At 60.6% G+C, this 18,385-nt stretch carries 18 protein-coding genes; 9 read left to right on the forward strand and 9 right to left on the reverse strand.

What is annotated here, in order from left to right; all coding sequences use genetic code 11:
* The first annotated feature begins 110 nt into the window (after positions 1–110).
* Positions 111–2,933, forward strand: coding sequence for a DNA gyrase subunit A (gene gyrA / locus PR017_RS06560; RefSeq protein ID WP_240538805.1), 2,823 nt, complete (start codon positions 111–113; stop codon positions 2,931–2,933).
* Positions 2,934–3,105: 172 nt separating this feature from the next.
* On the opposite strand, the gene PR017_RS06565 is transcribed toward gyrA, so the two are convergent.
* The 3 genes from PR017_RS06565 to PR017_RS06575 form a co-directional block, all read right to left on the reverse strand.
* On the reverse strand, positions 3,106–3,240 hold the full coding sequence (locus PR017_RS06565; RefSeq protein WP_275113002.1) for a hypothetical protein: 135 nt from the start codon (positions 3,238–3,240) through the stop codon (positions 3,106–3,108).
* Between the two features lie 37 nt (positions 3,241–3,277).
* Complete coding sequence (locus PR017_RS06570) at positions 3,278–3,463, reverse strand: hypothetical protein (RefSeq protein ID WP_133255529.1); 186 nt, start codon at positions 3,461–3,463, stop codon at positions 3,278–3,280.
* A 101-nt stretch (positions 3,464–3,564) separates the two neighbouring features.
* A complete protein-coding gene (locus tag PR017_RS06575; RefSeq protein ID WP_111215638.1) occupies positions 3,565–3,747 on the reverse strand; it encodes a hypothetical protein in 183 nt (60 codons plus the stop codon).
* Positions 3,748–3,948: 201 nt separating this feature from the next.
* On the opposite strand from PR017_RS06575, the gene coaD reads away from it, so the two are divergent.
* The 5 genes from coaD (at position 3,949) to tgt (ending at position 7,853) form a co-directional block, all read left to right on the forward strand.
* Positions 3,949–4,443 carry a pantetheine-phosphate adenylyltransferase gene (coaD, locus tag PR017_RS06580; protein ID WP_111215640.1) on the forward strand — a complete coding sequence of 165 codons (495 nt, stop codon included), beginning with the start codon at positions 3,949–3,951 and terminating at the stop codon, positions 4,441–4,443.
* Positions 4,444–4,473: 30 nt separating this feature from the next.
* Positions 4,474–5,043 (forward strand): peptidylprolyl isomerase, encoded by a 570-nt coding sequence (locus PR017_RS06585; RefSeq protein WP_111215641.1) that lies wholly within the window; start codon positions 4,474–4,476, stop codon positions 5,041–5,043.
* A 23-nt stretch (positions 5,044–5,066) separates the two neighbouring features.
* The gene (locus PR017_RS06590) at positions 5,067–5,576 is read left to right on the forward strand and encodes a peptidylprolyl isomerase (protein ID WP_111215643.1); all 510 of its coding nucleotides are present in this window, start codon (positions 5,067–5,069) and stop codon (positions 5,574–5,576) included.
* A 72-nt stretch (positions 5,577–5,648) separates the two neighbouring features.
* The gene (gene queA / locus PR017_RS06595; protein WP_111215644.1) at positions 5,649–6,722 is read left to right on the forward strand and encodes a tRNA preQ1(34) S-adenosylmethionine ribosyltransferase-isomerase QueA; all 1,074 of its coding nucleotides are present in this window, start codon (positions 5,649–5,651) and stop codon (positions 6,720–6,722) included.
* Positions 6,723–7,853 (forward strand): tRNA guanosine(34) transglycosylase Tgt, encoded by a 1,131-nt coding sequence (gene tgt / locus PR017_RS06600; protein WP_111215646.1) that lies wholly within the window; start codon positions 6,723–6,725, stop codon positions 7,851–7,853.
* Positions 7,854–7,856: 3 nt separating this feature from the next.
* Here the strand turns inward: tgt and PR017_RS06605 are convergent, their stop codons facing one another.
* The 4 genes from PR017_RS06605 to PR017_RS06620 all read right to left on the reverse strand — a co-directional run bounded on the left by PR017_RS06605 (position 7,857) and on the right by PR017_RS06620 (position 10,566).
* Positions 7,857–8,282, reverse strand: a complete 426-nt coding sequence (locus PR017_RS06605) for a DUF4864 domain-containing protein (RefSeq protein WP_111215647.1) — start codon at positions 8,280–8,282, stop codon at positions 7,857–7,859.
* A 206-nt stretch (positions 8,283–8,488) separates the two neighbouring features.
* Positions 8,489–8,851 carry a DUF4189 domain-containing protein gene (locus PR017_RS06610; protein WP_206423097.1) on the reverse strand — a complete coding sequence of 121 codons (363 nt, stop codon included), beginning with the start codon at positions 8,849–8,851 and terminating at the stop codon, positions 8,489–8,491.
* A gap of 160 nt (positions 8,852–9,011) precedes the next feature.
* Positions 9,012–9,968, reverse strand: coding sequence for a bile acid:sodium symporter family protein (locus tag PR017_RS06615; RefSeq protein WP_111215649.1), 957 nt, complete (start codon positions 9,966–9,968; stop codon positions 9,012–9,014).
* A 157-nt stretch (positions 9,969–10,125) separates the two neighbouring features.
* Positions 10,126–10,566 carry a hypothetical protein gene (locus PR017_RS06620; RefSeq protein ID WP_111215650.1) on the reverse strand — a complete coding sequence of 147 codons (441 nt, stop codon included), beginning with the start codon at positions 10,564–10,566 and terminating at the stop codon, positions 10,126–10,128.
* A 105-nt stretch (positions 10,567–10,671) separates the two neighbouring features.
* Between PR017_RS06620 and PR017_RS06625 the strand changes: the two genes are divergently transcribed.
* From PR017_RS06625 to PR017_RS06635, 3 genes are read left to right on the forward strand one after another with little or no spacing between them, the layout of a single operon-like run.
* Positions 10,672–11,328, forward strand: coding sequence for an ABC transporter ATP-binding protein (locus PR017_RS06625; protein WP_111215652.1), 657 nt, complete (start codon positions 10,672–10,674; stop codon positions 11,326–11,328).
* Complete coding sequence (locus PR017_RS06630; RefSeq protein ID WP_111215653.1) at positions 11,328–13,736, forward strand: ABC transporter permease; 2,409 nt, start codon at positions 11,328–11,330, stop codon at positions 13,734–13,736. The genes PR017_RS06625 and PR017_RS06630 overlap by 1 nt, the downstream gene beginning before the upstream one ends.
* Positions 13,726–14,802, forward strand: coding sequence for a lipocalin-like domain-containing protein (locus PR017_RS06635; RefSeq protein WP_111215655.1), 1,077 nt, complete (start codon positions 13,726–13,728; stop codon positions 14,800–14,802). The genes PR017_RS06630 and PR017_RS06635 overlap by 11 nt, the downstream gene beginning before the upstream one ends.
* On the opposite strand, the gene PR017_RS06640 is transcribed toward PR017_RS06635, so the two are convergent.
* Positions 14,799–16,007, reverse strand: coding sequence for an AI-2E family transporter (locus PR017_RS06640; RefSeq protein WP_202617119.1), 1,209 nt, complete (start codon positions 16,005–16,007; stop codon positions 14,799–14,801). The two genes, PR017_RS06635 and PR017_RS06640, sit on opposite strands and share 4 nt — an antisense overlap.
* A gap of 166 nt (positions 16,008–16,173) precedes the next feature.
* Positions 16,174–18,231: a DNA topoisomerase IV subunit B gene (gene parE / locus PR017_RS06645; protein ID WP_111215659.1), complete on the reverse strand. Its 2,058-nt coding sequence runs from the start codon at positions 18,229–18,231 to the stop codon at positions 16,174–16,176.
* Between the last annotated feature and the right edge of the window lie 154 nt (positions 18,232–18,385).

Below are 18,385 nucleotides of genomic sequence, written 5' to 3' on the forward strand. Positions count from 1 at the left end.
GAAACGTTCCAGAGGCTAAAAGCCTGTTCAAAACCGTTGGCGAAATTAGCGCCTTTGTCCGCTTTCCGCTATAAATTCCACAGTGATTCTTAAAGAGATCGTGATCTGTTTTGACTGAGCAATCCACACCCGGTGGCGGGAAGCTCCCGCCTGGTATCGAGCCAATTTCCATCATCGAGGAAATGCAGCGGTCCTACCTCGATTACGCCATGAGCGTTATCGTCAGCCGCGCGCTTCCGGATGTCAGGGACGGTCTCAAGCCTGTTCATCGACGCATCCTTTTCGGCATGTCCGAACTCGGGATCGACTGGAACAAGAAATACGTAAAGTGCGCCCGCGTGACCGGGGACGTGATGGGTAAATTCCATCCGCACGGCAACTCGGCCATTTACGATGCGCTGGCCCGTATGGCGCAGGACTGGTCGCTTCGATTGCCGCTCATCGACGGCCAGGGCAATTTCGGCTCCGTCGACGGCGATCCGCCCGCAGCCGAACGCTACACCGAGTGCCGGCTGCAAAAGGCCGCTCACGCGCTGCTCGACGACCTCGACAAGGATACGGTCGATTTTCGCGAGAACTATGATGGCACGCTCAGCGAGCCTGTCGTGGTGCCCGCGAAGTTCCCGAACCTGCTGGTCAACGGCGCCGGCGGCATCGCCGTCGGCATGGCCACCAATATTCCGCCTCACAATCTGATTGAAGTGATCAACGCTTGCATCGCGCTGATCGACGACCCGGCCATCGAGCTCGCCGATCTGATGCAGATCATTCCCGGCCCCGATTTCCCGACCGGTGCCAAGATACTCGGTCGTGCCGGCATCCGCTCTGCCTATGAGACCGGCCGCGGTTCTGTCATCATGCGCGGCGTCGCAGCCATCGAGCCGATGCGCGGCGATCGCGAACAAATCATCATCACCGAAATTCCCTTCCAGGTGAACAAGTCGACGATGATCGAGAAGATGGCCGAGCTGGTGCGCGAAAAGCGCATCGAGGGCATCTCCGACCTGCGCGACGAATCCGACCGCCAGGGCTACCGCGTCGTCGTCGAGCTGAAGCGCGATGCCAATGCCGAGGTCATCCTCAACCAGCTCTATCGCTATACGCCGCTGCAGACGTCATTCGGCTGCAACATGGTGGCTCTGAACGGCGGCAAGCCGGAACAGATGACGCTGCTCGACATGCTGCGCGCGTTCGTTTCGTTCCGCGAGGAAGTCGTTAGCCGGCGTACGAAATACCTGCTGCGCAAGGCCCGCGACCGCGCCCACGTCTTGGTCGGTCTCGCTATTGCGGTTGCCAACATCGACGAAGTCATCCGCGTTATCCGCCAGGCTCCCGATCCGCAGTCTGCCCGCGAAGAGCTGATGACGCGCCGCTGGCCTGCATCGGATGTCGAAAGCCTGATCCGGCTGATCGACGATCCGCGCCACCGTATCAATGAAGACCTGACCTACAATCTGTCGGAAGAGCAGTCACGCGCCATTCTCGAATTGCGCCTTGCCCGCCTGACAGCCCTCGGCCGCGACGAAATCGGCGACGAACTGAACAAGATCGGCGACGAGATCAAGGACTATCTCGACATCCTCTCTTCCCGCGTTCGCGTCCAGACCATCGTCAAGGACGAACTGACGTCTGTGCGCGATGAATTCGGCACGCCGCGCCGCACCGAGATCATCGATGGCGGCCTCGAGATGGATGACGAGGATCTCATCTCCCGCGAAGACATGGTCGTCACGGTCTCGCATCTCGGCTACATCAAACGCGTGCCGCTGACGACTTATCGCGCCCAGCGCCGCGGCGGCAAGGGCCGCTCCGGCATGGCGACCCGCGACGAGGATTTCGTCAACCGGCTTTTCGTTGCCAACACCCACACGCCGGTGCTTTTCTTCTCCTCGCGCGGCATCGTCTACAAGGAAAAAGTCTGGCGTCTCCCCATCGGCACGCCGCAGTCTCGCGGCAAGGCGCTGATCAACATGCTGCCGCTCGAAAAGGGCGAACGCATCACCACGATCATGCCGCTGCCCGAGGACGAGGCGAGCTGGGAAAACCTGGACGTCATGTTCTCGACAACGCGCGGTACGGTTCGCCGCAACAAGCTGTCGGACTTCATCCAGGTGAACCGCAACGGCAAGATTGCCATGAAACTGGACGAGGACGGTGACGAAATTCTGTCCGTAGAGACCTGCTCGGAACATCAGGATGTTCTGATGACCACGGCGCTCGGCCAGTGCATACGCTTCTCCGTATCCGACGTCCGCGTCTTCGCAGGCCGCAACTCCATCGGCGTGCGGGGCATCACCATGGCCGAAGGCGACCGCATCATCTCGATGACGATCGTCAGCCATGTCGACGCCGAACCGTGGGAGCGGGCTGCCTATCTGAAGCGGGCCGCCAACGACAGACGCCTGACCACGGGCGAAGCCGAAGAGATCGCACTTGTCGGTGAGGAAGTCGTTGAGGAAGGCCAGTTGAGCGATGAGCGCTACGAGGAACTGAAGGCGCGCGAGCAGTTCGTGCTGACGGTTTCCGAAAAGGGCTTCGGAAAACGCTCGTCTTCCTACGATTTCCGAATTTCGGGCCGAGGCGGTAAGGGCATCCGTGCCACCGACACGTCAAAGACCGGCGAGATCGGCGAACTTGTCGCGGCCTTCCCGGTCGATGACGGAGACCAGATCATGCTTGTCTCAGACGGCGGCCAGCTCATCCGTGTCCCCGTCGGCGGCATCCGCTTCGCCAGCCGCGCTACAAAGGGCGTGACGATTTTCTCCACCGCCAAGAACGAAAAGGTCGTGTCGGTCGAGCGCATCAACGAGCCAGAAGACGATGAGGAAATCGTCGATATCGCAGAAGATGGCACCGTAGCGCCTCTCGATACTGAAACTCCAGACAGCGAGACGCCGCCAGTCGGTTCGACGGGTGAAGACAGTCCCGAATAGCAGCCGACAAGGTATGCCACCAATATTAAAAACCGGGCGCAGTTGTTGCGCCCGGTTTTTCGTTGGGGAAGGGCAATAAAACAATGAAGCCGAACGATGGGAGGATCGTTCGGCTTCATTGTTTGGTGATTATTGATGATGAGAGCGTGTAGTAAATTACTGCAGTAAACAGTCAGAATGCACTGTGCTGTTTGGTGATCTGCTTCATTTCTTCGCTCTCGCGCCGCAGTGCCGAGACGGTTGAAGCCACGGACACGACGAACATGACGCTGATAACGGCAGTGAGCAATGTCAAAATCGTGAACATGGGTTTTTCCTTCTTCGCAACTCCGTGCGATCAGATCCTAATATTGGCTCGCCACGTAAGAGTGAGCCGATGCATACGGACCATAGACAGGAGACTGATCGGCCTTTTGACCGTAGAGAGCAACCGTGAAAGCAAGCATACCGGTGATGACTGTCATCCAAACGACGTTGATAAGGATGACCTTGTCCGGCATGGCTTTTTTCCTTCGTGTTACTGTGTTCATGTCTGTGTTCCGATCTGATAACGTGGCCTTTGGAAATTAGTTCCGCCGGATGTTGACAACTATTTAACGAAGGTTCGCTGAAGCAACTTTGAATAGGGCGTTCATTTACCGTTCATGTTCGACGCCGCGCGCCGAAGTGTCGCCACGACGTCCAGGGCGAGTGCATTTTCCGGCGCCGGAGCCGCCACTGGCCATTCGATTTCGTAAGTGGAGTTGAACCGGCGAACGAGCACCTCGACGATGAGCGAACCGATGATGGTGGCGGTAGCGAGAAGGATCAGCATGCTCTTCAGCCTCGAAACGGAGCGTTGAACTCACCGTCCTCGTTGCTTTCGACGGTATGCCCTCTTTAATCACAGCCTGTCTGAAACGGTCTTGAACACCGCATTCATCTTCCGTTCAGCCGCCGGTTGCGTAGCCGCAAATGACTTGCGATAGCGCCCCATCCATGACAAAAGGCCAGCGAAACAACCGGCCGGTAGAGAATGACGATAGCTTTCTATCCCGGATCCTTCGATCCGATGACAAACGGACATCTCGACGTTCTCGCCCAGGCGTTGAACGTCGCGTCGACGGTGATTGTCGCGATCGGGGTGCACCCGGGAAAGACACCGATGTTCTCCTTCGAGGAGCGCGCCGAACTGGTCCGGCAGTCGCTTGCCGCTGCTATTCCCGGCAAGACGGACGCCATTTCGGTGGTGTCGTTCGACAATTTGGTGATCGACGCCGCTCGCAGTCATGGTGCATCGCTGCTGGTGCGCGGCCTGCGCGATGGTACAGATCTTGACTACGAAATGCAGATGGCCGGCATGAACCGCCAGATGGCGCCTGAGCTGCAGACCATCTTTCTGCCGGCCGGCACGGCATTCCGGCCGATAACGGCCACATTGGTTCGCCAGATTGCAGCCATGGGCGGTGATGTCAGCGCGTTCGTGCCCGCACCGGTTCTTGTCGCCCTGAAGGCCAAGGCGAAACGCTAGGCCCCAACGATTTTCCCAACGGAGCATTCCATGAAGTTCATCCACATCGCTTTCGCCGGACTTATGTGCCTGGCATCCTTGACAGGCGCTGCCTCCGCTGCCGACGACAACGACATCACTATCCAGCTAAAAGACGGCCCTGTCGTCATCCAGCTGATGCCGGAAGTGGCGCCGAAGCATGTCGCCCAGATCAAGGCGCTGGTCGCCAAGGGCGCCTATGACAATGTTGCTTTCCACCGCGTCATCGACGGCTTCATGGCCCAGACCGGCGACGTCAAGTTCGGTAACATGGCCAAGGGCTACAACGCCCAGCAGGCCGGCATGGGCGGCTCCGACATGCCCGACATCAAGGCCGAATTCTCCAAGACGCCTTTCGTGCGCGGTACGGTCGGCATGGCCCGCTCGCAGGATCCTAATTCGGCAAACTCGCAGTTCTTTATCATGTTCAAGGACGGACCTTTCCTTAACGGCCAGTATACGGTCGTCGGTAAGGTCATTTCCGGCATGGACCTCGTCGACAAGATCAAGAAGGGCGAGGGCGACAGCGGTTCCGTTACCGACCCTGACCGGATGATCAAGGTCACCCTGGGCAAGAAGTAAGAAGTTCAAAAGAGGAAAACACAATGGCTGAGATCAAAGATCCGGAAAACACCATCATCCTGGAAACCACCAAGGGCAACGTCGTTATCCAGCTGCTGCCGGAAGTGGCACCAGAGCACGTTGCGCGCATCAAGGAACTGGCTCGCGAAAAGGCCTATGACGGCGTGGTCTTCCATCGCGTCATCAACGACTTCATGGCCCAGACCGGCGACGTCAAGTTCGGCAAGTCAGGCGGCGCAGAGTTCAACCCGGCCCGTGCCGGCATGGGCGGCTCGGAAAAGCCGGACCTGAAGGCTGAATTCTCAGCCACCAGCCACGTTCGCGGCATCTGCTCGATGGCCCGTTCGCAGGCTCCGAACTCGGCCAATTCGCAGTTCTTTATCTGCCTTGCAGATTCACCCTGGCTCAACAAGCAGTACTCGGTCTGGGGCCAGGTCATCGAGGGCATGGATAACGTCGACAAGATCAAGAAGGGCGAGCCCGTCAAGGATCCGGATTCGATCGTCACCATGCGGGTTGCCGCCGACGTCTGATCGTGATTACTCCTGAAGCCCGCCCTTCGCGCTCCGGCGCGGGGGCGGGTTTCACTTTGTCTGGAATTGCCCATGCGCGTAGACCTATTCGATTTCGACCTCCCGGATGAGAGCATTGCGCTGCGTCCCGCCGAGCCGCGCGACAGCGCCCGGCTGCTGATTGTCGATCCCCACGCAACACCCGAATTGTCCGACCATTTCGTCCATGACCTGCCATTGTTCCTGCGGGCTGGAGACGCCGTGGTGTTCAACGACACCCGGGTCATTCCGGCCCAGCTCGAAGGCATTCGCCACCGCGACGGTGCGACGAGCCAGCAGGTTTCCGCCACGCTTCACATGCGAATGTCGCCCGGCAGCTGGAAAGCCTTTGCCAAACCGGGCAAGCGCATCAAGACCGGCGACCGCATCCAGTTCGGCAGCGAAACCGCCGAGATCGCCCTTGAGGCAGCTGTCGGCGAGAAAGGTGAGGGTGGTGAAATCACCCTGCATTTCGATCTCTCAGGTCCAGAGCTGGACGCAGCCATTGCGGCGGTAGGCCACATCCCGCTACCGCCTTATATCGCCGCCAAGCGTCACGAGGACGAGCGCGACAGCACCGATTACCAGACGATCTATGCCCGGGAAAAAGGAGCGGTCGCGGCACCCACGGCCGGGCTTCATTTTACCCCGGAACTGTTCGATGCCCTCGACCGGATGGGCGTGGAGCGGCATTTCGTGACGTTGCATGTCGGCGCCGGAACGTTCCTGCCGGTCAAGGCCGACGATACCGAAGACCACAAGATGCATCTCGAAATCGGCCACGTCAGCGCCGCGACGGCTGAAGCGCTAACTGCGGTCAAGGCGCGCGGAGGCCGGATCGTCTGCGTCGGCACGACATCGCTTCGGCTGATCGAGAGTGCGGCTGCCGACGACGGCACCATCGATCCTTGGTCCGGGCCTACCGGCATTTTCATCACCCCAGGCTACCGCTTCAAGGCGGTCGATATCCTGATGACCAATTTTCACCTGCCGCGCTCGACGCTGTTCATGCTGGTTTCTGCTTTCGCCGGCTTCGAAACGATGCACGCGGCCTACGCCCATGCGATCGGAGCCGGCTACCGTTTCTATTCCTATGGCGATGCCAGCCTCCTGTTCCGGAAAGACTAGATGAGCCAGACCTTTCAGTTCCAGTTGAAGAAGACCGATGCGGGCGCCCGTCTCGGTGAAGTCTCGATGCCACGCGGTTCGATTCGCACACCGGCCTTCATGCCGGTCGGCACCGTCGGCACGGTCAAGGCGATGTATCTCGACCAGGTGCGCGACAGCGGCGCCGACATCATCCTCGGCAATACCTACCACCTGATGCTGCGTCCGGGTGCTGAGCGCGTCGCCCGTCTTGGCGGCCTTCACGAATTGATCCGCTGGCCCTTGCCGATCCTCACAGATTCGGGAGGCTTTCAGGTGATGTCGCTGTCGGGGCTGCGCAAGCTCGACGAGCAGGGGGTCACCTTCAAGTCCCACGTCGACGGCAGTACGCATTACATGTCGCCGGAACGCTCGATCGAGATCCAGGGCCTGCTGGACAGCGACATCCAGATGCAGCTCGACGAGTGCGTGGCGCTGCCGTGCGAGCCGAAAGAGATCCAGCGCGCTATGGAAATGTCGCTCCGCTGGGCGGAACGTTGCAGGGTGGCTTTCGGCGAACAGCCCGGCAAGGCGATGTTTGGCATCGTACAGGGCGGTGACATTCCCGATCTTCGCATCCGCTCGGCGCAAGGGCTGACCCAGCTGGACCTGAAGGGTTATGCCATCGGCGGCCTCGCCGTCGGCGAGCCGCAGGACGTCATGCTGAAGATGCTGGAGACGACCTTGCCGGTGTTGCCGACGGACCGGCCACGCTATCTGATGGGCGTAGGCACCCCCGACGACATCCTGAAGTCGGTGGCACGCGGCATCGACATGTTCGACTGCGTCATGCCGACGCGCTCAGGGCGCCACGGCCTCGCCTTTACCCGGCGGGGTAAGGTGAACCTGCGCAACGCACGCCATGCGGAAGATATGCGCCCGCTCGACGAACAATCGAATTGCCCGGCATCGCGCGACTATTCCCGCGCCTACCTTCACCACCTGACGCGCACTGGCGAAGCGCTGGGCGGCATGCTGCTGTCATGGCATAATCTCGCCTACTACCAGGAACTGATGCAGGGCATCCGGCAATCGATCAAGGAGGGCCGCTTTGCCGATTTCATGGCGGAAACGCAGGAGAACTGGGCAAAGGGCGACCTCGAGCGGATCTGAATATCAGATGCCCTTGCTGGTCGTATTCGGCACGATCTGCACGCCGTTGATCTTGTAGCTGCCGTCAGGCTGACGAGCCAGCTGGTAGATCGCCGACCAGTCCTGACCGTCGCTGCCGGTGATCAGCACTTCCTGATAGAGAACGGCATCGTCGCTTTCCGATTTGCTGCGACCGAAGGCATAGTTACCGGGATGATAGACCGGCTGGTAGCTTTTCTTCACCATGGCGAAGAAGGAGTCCTTATCCGGAAATTTAGCGGCAATGCCCGGCGCTGCAAAAGAGTAGGCCGCGTCCGCATCGTCGTGGAGAAAGGCCTGTATCTGCTTCTCGATGACCTGCTGGGCCGCGAGCGCGGAATCTGCCGCCGAAGCAGGCGTCAGACCGAGGCAAAAGAGGATGGCGACGAAAGCGTAAGGTAGCGTGCGCATGCAAGGTCCTCCTGTGGCGGAAACCCTGAGAATAGCGCGTTCCGGGTATTTTGAAAGGGAACATACGCTGTTGCTCACTTACCCATGTCGAGGCAGAGCGCAACAATCAACAGGTGCTGCGCTGCGTCCCGTTGAAGGAAGTGGCGAGTGACGGCATGCACAAAGGCAGGTCGTCACCCTTCAGTCACTTTTTCGGGCTTTGGTGCTTAGTTCTGGCAGTCCGATACGATAACCCGGCAGTTCGGGCAGTCTTGCATCGCCTTCTTTTCGGCTTCGCGCTTGGTGTCGCCGTAACCGATACCGTAGTTGACCTTGTCGCCGACATAGGCGCCGCAGGTCTCGAACCAGACGGCAATTTCACAGCTGTCATTGCCGGCATCCTTGCAGGACTTCATCGCATCCCGCTCGGCTTCCTTGCGGGTCGAGCCCCAGCCCGTTCCATAACCGACATCGCTCGCCGACGTACCCTTGCTGTCGTTGACGGCGAAAGCGCCGAATGCAAATGCAGTGCTGGCCTGAACCGAAAGCAGAAGCGCGATCGACATGCCAAGTGCAGCTTTATAACCCATGATGAACCCCTACAAAAATGGTAACCGCCCTCTCGCGGCGGGGTATCATAACATCTCATGTGTCTCAGAGAACCGAGCCTATACTTCCGGGACGGCCCATTTTTGGTAGGGTTTATTAACCTTATACAAACTGCAAATATGATCTTTTTCCAAAATCTCTTCAGGAAACGTGAGTGGTCACAGGCTTTTCGTTTTCTGTTTGCCGCGAGAAGTAATTGGCAATCAATGCTCCGGAAATATTGTGCCATACGCTGAAGATTGCGCTCGGGACGGCTGCGATCGGCGAAAAATACGCATTGGCAAGTGCTGCACCCAATCCGCTGTTCTGCATGCCAACCTCGATGGCCAGTGCCTTGCGTTTCGGCAGCGAAAGTCCAAAGACCTTGGCGGCGAAGAAGCCGAAAAGGTAGCCCAGCCCGTTGTGGAGGACGACGACCGCAAAGATCAGCAGCCCGGACTGCGCGATTGCTCCCTTGCTGGCCCCAACGACGGCACTGACGATCAAAACGATGCCGACAACGCTGACCAGCGGCAGCACCGGAATGGCAGCGCGCACCAGCGACGGCATGAATTTCTGGAACAGGAGCCCAAGCGCCAGCGGCAGCAATATGACCTGGACGATGCTGAGAAACATCGCGATGGGATCGACAGGCAGGTATTGGCTGGCAAACATCCAGACCAGGAACGGCGTGACGATCGGTGCCGCCAGCGTCGTCACGCTTGTGCAGGCAACGCTGAGGGCGACATCGCCCTTGGCCAGATACGTCATGACATTGCTGGAGGTGCCGCCAGGGCAGCAGCCGACGAGGATAACGCCGGCTGCGACCTCCGGCGGCATCGGGATGATCCGTGTCAGCAGAACGGCAAGTGCCGGCATGATGATGAAGTGCGCAAGGACACCGATCGCGACTTCGAGCGGACGCCTGACGAGTGCCTGGAAGTCATCCAGTGACAGCGTCAGCCCCATGCCGAACATGATGATGCCGAGCAGGATGACGATGTAGGGCGCTATCAGCTTGAACGTGTTTGGAAACAGAAATCCGAGGACCGCGAACAGGATGACCCAGAGGGCAAACGTCCTGCCGACGAATGCAGACAGCGATACGAGTGTTTTCACGAGAAGCCTCCCAAATAGCAGGGTCTGGCTTTATCGGCCTGCCTCCGTCTGTCAAGGTCAGGCCTGGACGGGTTGGTTCCGAAGCAGTACAGGCGACAAATTATGGGCCGATCAAAGCTTCATGCACAAAGCCTGTGGCAGCGCTCAGATCCGGAAGTCAGTCAGGGACGTATTTGTTTTCGTAGCGGACACGGAAATTACGCCGGTGGAAATCCTCGCGGAAACAGATGAAGACCAGCTCAAGATCGCCATCGTCATGATTGTGGCCAAGCAGGCTGAGGGCGATGACGACCGTGCCGCTGTAGCCCCGCGTCAGGCGGATGGCGGCATTGCGGATCTCGTTGGCTGTTACCGGGTCGCTCTCGGTCCGGCGATACACGAGCCAGAAAGGAGCGGTTTGTTTGGCTTCCGCCAGCGCAACGTCCACCTGGTCGCGGAATTCGCCGGTATGCCGTCCTCTTTCCGAAGCTGCCGCCCGCTCCATATCCTCGGTCATGACGTTCAGGTAGCCATCCCGGTCGCTTCCATCCAGGATCGTGGTTTCGACTTTCTCCAACGCCTTGTCTTCACTTAACGCGGTCTTGAACAGGATCGCCATCGAATCGCCTATACTGAATATACGGGGTCAAATTAGTCAGTCTTATGGACCCGGGCCACCGCGAAGCACGAGGTCAGCCGCTCCGTGGACCTTATAATGAATACAATGGTTCTCGCAATGCAAGGTGTGAGCAAGTCCTACCAGACGGTCGAGGGACCGCTGGAAGTGTTGCATTCCATAGATCTCAATCTGGACGCTGGCCGCAGCTTGGCGCTCACGGGCGAATCGGGCAGCGGCAAGAGCACGTTGCTGCATCTGGCAGCCGGTCTCGACAGCATCGATGCCGGTAGCATTGCTATCGCCGGCAACGACGTGACGCATCTGCGCGATGTCGGCCGCGCCGCGCTGCGCCGCACCGTGGTCGGTCTCGTGTTCCAGCAGTTCAATCTCATTCCCTCGCTCGACGTCGAAGCCAATCTTGCCTTCCATGCCCGACTTGCCGGACGGCACGACACAGGCTGGCAGAAAGAGTTGACGGAGAGGCTGGGGCTGGCGGGTTTGCTGAAACGCTACCCGGAGCAACTCTCCGGCGGCCAGCAGCAGCGTGTTGCCATCGGCCGTACGTTGGCGGCACTACCAAAGCTGGTGCTGGCCGACGAGCCGACCGGTAATCTGGATGAAGCGACGGGCGACGCGGTGCTCGACCTGATGCTGTCGCTGGTGGCCGAGACGGGAGCCGCGTTGCTGATGGTCACGCATTCGCTGCGCCTCGCCGAACGCCTCGATGCACGCATCCATCTGCGCTCGGGGCGGATTGCCTGATGCTGGCAGTCAACCTATCCGCACTTTTGTCACACTGGCGCCGCCGACCGATGCAACTCGCCATGCTGCTGCTCGGCCTGTCCTTGGCCACGGCCTTGTGGTCGGGCGTGCAGGCGATCAACGCCGAGGCCCGCGCCAGCTACGACCGCGCCGCGGCCATGCTTGGCCAGGACCGTTTGCAGCAGATCGTCTCCGCCGATGGCGAACTCATGCCGCAAGCCGATTTCGTCGCTCTCCGGCGTGCCGGCTGGCTGGTGTCTCCCGTTATCGAAGGCGACCTCAGGTTCGGCACCGTCAGGATACACGTCATAGGCCTCGATCCGGTCAGCCTTCCCGCAGAGGCGCAACAGGTGAACGTCAGTGCAGGCAATGATATCCTGAGCTTCATTACGCCGCCGGGCCGCATGTATGTTGCGCCGGCCACTGCCAAGCAACTGACCGGCCAGCCGACGCCGCCGCTGGAGATTGCCGATGGCCTGCCGCCGGGCACAGCGCTTGTCGACATCGGCATCGCCCAGTCCCTTCTGGACAAACACGGACAGGTCAGCCGCCTGATCCTCGACCCCCACCAGCCGGCCGGGCTCGCACCGCTGGCGTCGATAGCACCAGGTCTCGTCATTCACGCGCCGGACCCGCAGGGCGATCTCGTCCGGCTGACCGACAGCTTCCATCTCAACCTGACCGCTTTCGGGCTGCTGGCCTTCGCCGTCGGGCTGTTCATCGTCTATTCGGCCATCGGTCTTGCCTTCGAGCAGCGTCGCCAGACATTCCGGACGCTCCGCTCGCTCGGCCTGTCGGCCCGGGCCTTGATCGCCCTGTTGCTGGCCGAATTGCTCATCCTCGCGCTCGTTGCCGGCCTTGGCGGCGTGGTGCTTGGCTATTTCGTCGCATCCGCCCTGCTGCCGGACGTGGCTGCCACATTGCAGGGGCTCTATGGTGCCGCAGTGCCGGGCACGCTGACGTTGCGGCCGGAGTGGTGGGGTACGGGTATGGCCATTGCGGTCCTCGGCACGCTCGTGTCGTCGGCACAGAGCCTCTGGCAGGTCTGGCGACTGCCGCTGCTGGCGCCCGCGCAGCCGCGCGCCTGGGCGAGGGCGTCGGAGGCAGCTCTCCGGGTCCAGTCGGGTCTGGCGCTCTGTTTTTTCGCGGTCGGTCTGATGCTGGCGTTCTGGGGCTCTGGTCTGGTGGCTGGGTTTGCGGTTCTGGCCGGCCTGCTGCTCGGCTCGGCGCTGCTTTTGCCCGTGCTCATGACCTTGATGCTGGCGGTCATGCAGCGTCTGGCACGCGGTCCCCTGACGCAATGGTTCTGGGCCGATACCCGCCAGCAACTGCCCGGACTTTCGCTGGCGCTGATGGCGCTGCTGCTGGCCCTGTCGGCGAATGTCGGCGTCGGCACGATGGTGGCGAGTTTTCGCCTGACCTTCATCGGCTGGCTCGATCAGCGGCTGGCCGCTGAACTCTACGTCACTGCGCGCAACGAGGGCGAGGCCGCAGCTTTGCGCACATGGCTCGCCCCCCGCGTCGACGCCGTGCTGCCGATCTGGAATGTCGAAGGCACAGTTGCCGGTCGCCCGGCGCAGGTCTTCGGAGTCGCCAACGATCGCATATACCGGGACAACTGGCCGATGCTGCAAGCCGTCCCCGGCGTCTGGGATCGCATCGCGGCGGGAAACGCGGCGCTGATCAACGAGCAGATGTCGCGGCGCGAGAAACTCAGGGTCGGCGACCCCCTGGTCCTGCCGGGCAACTGGAAGACCACCATCGTCGGCGTCTACTCCGACTACGGCAATCCGATCGGCCAGGCCATTGTCGGTATCGATGGACTAACGAGCCACTATCCGAACGTGTCTCGGCTCCGCTACGGGCTGCGTCTCGATCCGGCCAAGACGCCGGCGCTTATCGACGCTCTCGAGGCGCAGTTCCACCTGCCGTCGCAGTACGTCGTCGATCAGGCGAGCATCAAGGCCAAGTCGCTGGAGATCTTCGAAAAGACATTTGCCGTCACCGGCGCCCTCAATGTGTTGACGCTGGGTGTCGCCGGTCTCGCGATGTTTGCCAGTCTCATGACCCTGTCAGGCATGCGCTTGTCACAGATCGCGCCGGTCTGGGCTATGGGGCTGACACGCCGCCATCTGGTGGCGCTCGAAGTGGCGCGCACCATGGTGCTGGCGGTCATCACCCTCATTGCGTCTCTGCCGGTCGGCATCGGTCTGGCGTGGGTGCTACTTGCCATCGTCAACGTCGAGGCATTCGGCTGGCGCCTGCCGATGCACCTGTTTCCATCGGACTGGCTGCGGCTGGCTGTCTTTGCGCTGGTTGCAGCGTTGCTGGCGGCGCTCATCCCACTCCGCCGACTGGCGACGCTTTCGCCGTCCGATCTGCTAAAGGTTTTCGCTAATGAGCGTTAGAGCATCGCTGTTTTGCCTCGCACTCGCCGTCGGTTTTCAAGGCGGGATGGTCAACGCCCAGGGGTTTGCCGGTCTCGGCACCAGCGCCGACGGCTTTGCCGTGCCCAAGCCAGGTGTCCCCTTCAGCTTTCCGGCAGACCATGGACCGCATCCGAACTACCGCATTGAGTGGTGGTATCTGACCGCCGACCTCAAGGGGGCAGACGGCAAGGACTATGGCGTGCAGTGGACGCTTTTCCGCTCGGCGCTGTCGCCCGGCGCAAAGACGGACTGGTCCAGTCCGCAGATCTGGATGGGCAACGCCGCCGTCACGACGCCGGCCCAGCATTTCGTAGCCGAAAAGTTTTCGCGCGATGGTTCAGGCGTTGCCGGTGTTACCGCAACGCCCTTTGCGGCATGGATCGATGACTGGCAGATGAGGACGCGACCGGGTAATTCGGCCGGTGGAGACGCGCTGTCCCACATCGATCTCAGCGCCACCGGCGCCGATTTTCGTTACGATCTCATTCTCGACGCGAAGGGTCCCATCGTGGCACAGGGCGATGGCGGCTATTCGGTGAAATCGGCCGGCGGCCAGGCCAGCGAATACTATTCTCAACCGTTCTACGCGGCGAAGGGCACGCTGAAACTGCCGGGTGGCGATGTCGCCGTGACAGGCGATGCGTGGCTTGATCGGGAGTGGTCGTCTCAGCCGCTATCGGCCGACCAGAAGGGTTGGGATTGGTTTTCTCTGCATCTGGAAAACGGTGAAAAGCTGATGGGTTTCCGGCTGCGCGACAGCGGCGCGGGTTTTACCTCGGCCACCTGGATTGCCGCCGATGGCAAGCCGACGCCGTTGCCCAACGGCGCGCTGACCATGACGCCGCTCAAGACGACGAAAGTTTCAGGCCATACTGTGCCGACCGAATGGCGCCTGGACATCCCGTCTCGCAATTTCAGTGTGACCACCAGTCCACTGAATCCGCAGGCCTGGATGGCAACGCGCTTCCCATACTGGGAAGGGCCGATCAGCTTCGAGGGAACGCAGACAGGCCGCGGATATCTGGAAATGACCGGTTACGACTAACGGACGGCGCTGGCATCCAGATCGGCCTTCGGCACGTCGCGGTGAATGCGTAGCGGCTGTTCGGCGTCGTTGTATTCCTGCTCGTCCTCTGCAAGCTCGACTTCGCGGATCCATTCGCGCCAGATCGCAACGATGATCGCCATCAGAACCGGGCCGATAAACAGCCCGAGAAAACCCATCGTCTTGACGCCGCCGACAAGGCCGAAAAACGTCGGCAGGAACGGCAGCTTGATCGGGCCGCCGACCAGCCGCGGCCGCAGCGTCTTGTCAACGATGAAAAGCTCGACCGTGCCCCAGACGAGAAGCGCAACGCCGGCGACTTGCGCACCACTGCCGAGCAAATACAGGGAGACCAGCGTAAACGACAGCGGCGCGCCGCCGGGAATGAGCGCCATTACGCCGGTGAGCACGCCGAGCGTCACGGGCGAGGGGACGCCGGCGATCCAGTAGGCGACACCGAGCACGATGCCTTCACCGATGGCAATGACAGTCATACCCATGACAGTCGAACTGATGGTGATCGGTACGACCCGTGAAATGCGCGCCCAGCGATTGGGGAAGATGCGCTCGCCGATCAGATCCAGCTGCCGCACGAAGCCGATGCCGTCGCGATAGACGAAGAATAGCGCGATCATCATGAAAAGCAGCGTCAGGATGACATGGAATGCGCCGCCGCCCGCCGCAAGCACCGCGCGGTAGATGTTGCCGATATTCGCGCCGCTGACGACCTGCGCCATTTCGCCGATGGCACCGGGAACGCCGACATAGTGCGTCCATTGTTCATTGAGCCACGGTCCGGCAATCGGCAGGTCCATGATCCAGAGCGGCGTCGGCGCGCCGAAGCGATTGACGTGCAACGCCCAGGTGAACCATTCCTTCACCTCGCCCGAAGTGTAGATCACAGCGAAGACGATCGGAAGCACGAGGAAGGCGATGATCAAAATAATGGCGATGGAGGCAGCGATCGTGCGGCGATTGCCGGTGCGGCGTAGGATATCGCGATAAATCGGCCAGGTCGCAAAGCCGATGACGAGTGCTGCCAGCACCGGAACGATGAAGCCATAAAAGAAGTAGATAGCGGCAAGCGCGATGAGCAGCAGCAACCAGCGCGCGGCGGAGATCGACGGGATCAACGCCATCCGTGCCTGTGTCGCTGGTCCCAGCCAGCTCGGTTCCCCCGGCTTTTGACGTTCGAACATACCCACCCGGACTTCTGTCTTCATTTCAGTTCAATTGGTTATGGGGCATGAACCAGGCTGATTCAAGGGTAAGGCCCGCAATGGCCTATATTACACCGCCGTGACAGCGATGCGACCGCAAGTGGTTACGGAGGAGAAAAAGTCTACCTCACGTCACTCCCCTATATCGATCCTAGATATCGAGGTTTTCCGCAAAGGCTGCGCGTTCCTGGATAAAGCGGAAGCGGGCATCGGGCTTTGTGCCCATCAAGGCATCCACCGCATCCCGGGTCCCCTCGAAATCGACATCGTCGATCGCGACCTTCAGCAGCGTCCGCCGCGCAGGGTCCATCGTCGTTTCCTTGAGCTGTGCCGGCATCATCTCCCCAAGGCCCTTGAAGCGTCCGATTTCGACCTTCTTGCCCTTGAACACCGTGTTCATGATCTCGGCACGGTGCGCGTCGTCCCGGGCATAAAGGGTTTTTGCACCCTGGGTCAGCCGGTAGAGCGGCGGCACGGCAAGGAACAGATGGCCGCCCCGGATCAGGTCCGGCATTTCCTGGTAGAAGAAGGTGATCAGCAGCGACGCAATGTGGGCGCCGTCAACATCGGCGTCGGTCATGATGATGATGCGCTCGTAGCGCAGATCCTCGTCGCGATATTTCGCACGCGTTGCGCAGCCGAGGGCCTGGATCAGGTCGGAGATCTGCTGGTTGGCCGACAGCTTTTCGCGGGTGGCGCTGCCGACGTTCAGGATCTTGCCGCGCAACGGAAGAATCGCCTGGTTGGAGCGATTGCGGGCCTGCTTGGCCGAGCCGCCGGCCGAATCGCCTTCGACGATGAAGAGTTCGGCGCCGGCAGCCGTATTCTGCGAGCAGTCGGACAGCTTCCCCGGCAGTCGCAGCTTGCGGACTGCGGTCTTGCGGTTGACCTCTTTTTCCTTGCGGCGACGCAGTCGCTCTTCGGCGCGTTCGATCACCCAGTCGAGCAGCTTTTCCGATTCTGCTGGATTGTCGGCGAGATAGTGGTCGAAGGGGTCGCGCAAGGCATTTTCGACAATGCGCTGGGCTTCGGCGCTGGCCAGCCGATCCTTGGTCTGGCCGACGAATTCGGGCTCGCGAATGAACACCGACAGCATGCCGACGGCTGAAATCATCACGTCGTCGGTGGTGATCGCGGCAGCGCGCTTGTTCTGCGTCAACTCCGCATAGTTCTTCAGACCCTTCAGCAGCGCAATGCGCAGGCCTGCTTCATGGGTGCCGCCTTCGGCGGTCGGAATGGTGTTGCAATAGGAATGCACCTGCGGATCGCCGCCGTACCAGCTGATAGCCCATTCCAGAGAGCCGTGGCCGCTGGCCTTCTCCGACTTTCCGGCGAAGATCTCGCGGGTGACGGTGAACTCCTTGCCCATCGTCGCCTGCAGATAGTCTTTCAGGCCGCCCGGAAAATGGAAGACTGCCTTGTCGGGAATATCGGAGCCTTCCGGCAGCATTCCGGCATCGCAGCTCCAGCGGATCTCGACGCCACCGAACAGGTAGGCCTTGGAGCGGGCCATCCGGAAGACACGGGCCGGATCGAACTTGGCGTGATCGCCAAAGATCTGCGGATCGGGATGGAAGCGCACGCGCGTGCCGCGACGATTGTGGATATCGCCGAGTTCCTCGAGCCCGCCCTGCGGAATCCCTCGTGAAAACCGCTGGCGGTAGAGCTTCTTGTTGCGGGCAACCTCGACTTCCATGTCGTCGGAAAGCGCATTCACCACGGAAACGCCGACCCCATGCAGACCGCCTGAGGTCTCGTAGGCCTTGCCATCGAACTTGCCGCCGGCGTGCAGCTTGGTCATGATCACTTCGAGTGTCGACTTGCCAGGCACCTGCGGATGGTTTTCCACCGGTATGCCGCGGCCGTTGTCGCTGACGGTCAGGTAGCCCTCGACGTCGAGATGGACCTCGATGAAATTGGCATGGCCAGCGACCGCTTCGTCCATCGAATTGTCGATGACTTCGGCGAACAGATGGTGAAGCGCCTTTTCGTCGGTACCACCGATATACATGCCGGGACGCATGCGGACGGGTTCGAGGCCTTCAAGCACGCGGATGGCCGAGGCATCGTAGCCGTCGGAGGACGATTGCGTCGGCGGCGCCGGGCGAGGGGCGGCTTCAGGCTTCTTCGGGGCATCTGCCTTCTTGGCGACTTCCGGTGCTGCGGCGATCGTCGAGACTGCGGAAAAGAGATCGTTGCTGTCATCCATAAGCGTGTTCAAATCTTAAGTGAGAGTTATCCCCGCGAGCGGTGGCAGGCCAGAGCGAATCGAATGGCGCTGCACGCTCGACTGATCCGGATTCTGGCAGAAATCTTGCAAAAAAGCGACGCAGGCAGATTCCGGGACCAATGGGAAAAAAGAT

The organism is Rhizobium tumorigenes, from assembly GCF_003240565.2.
In the GTDB taxonomy this organism is placed as follows: Bacteria; Pseudomonadota; Alphaproteobacteria; order Rhizobiales; family Rhizobiaceae; genus Rhizobium; species Rhizobium tumorigenes.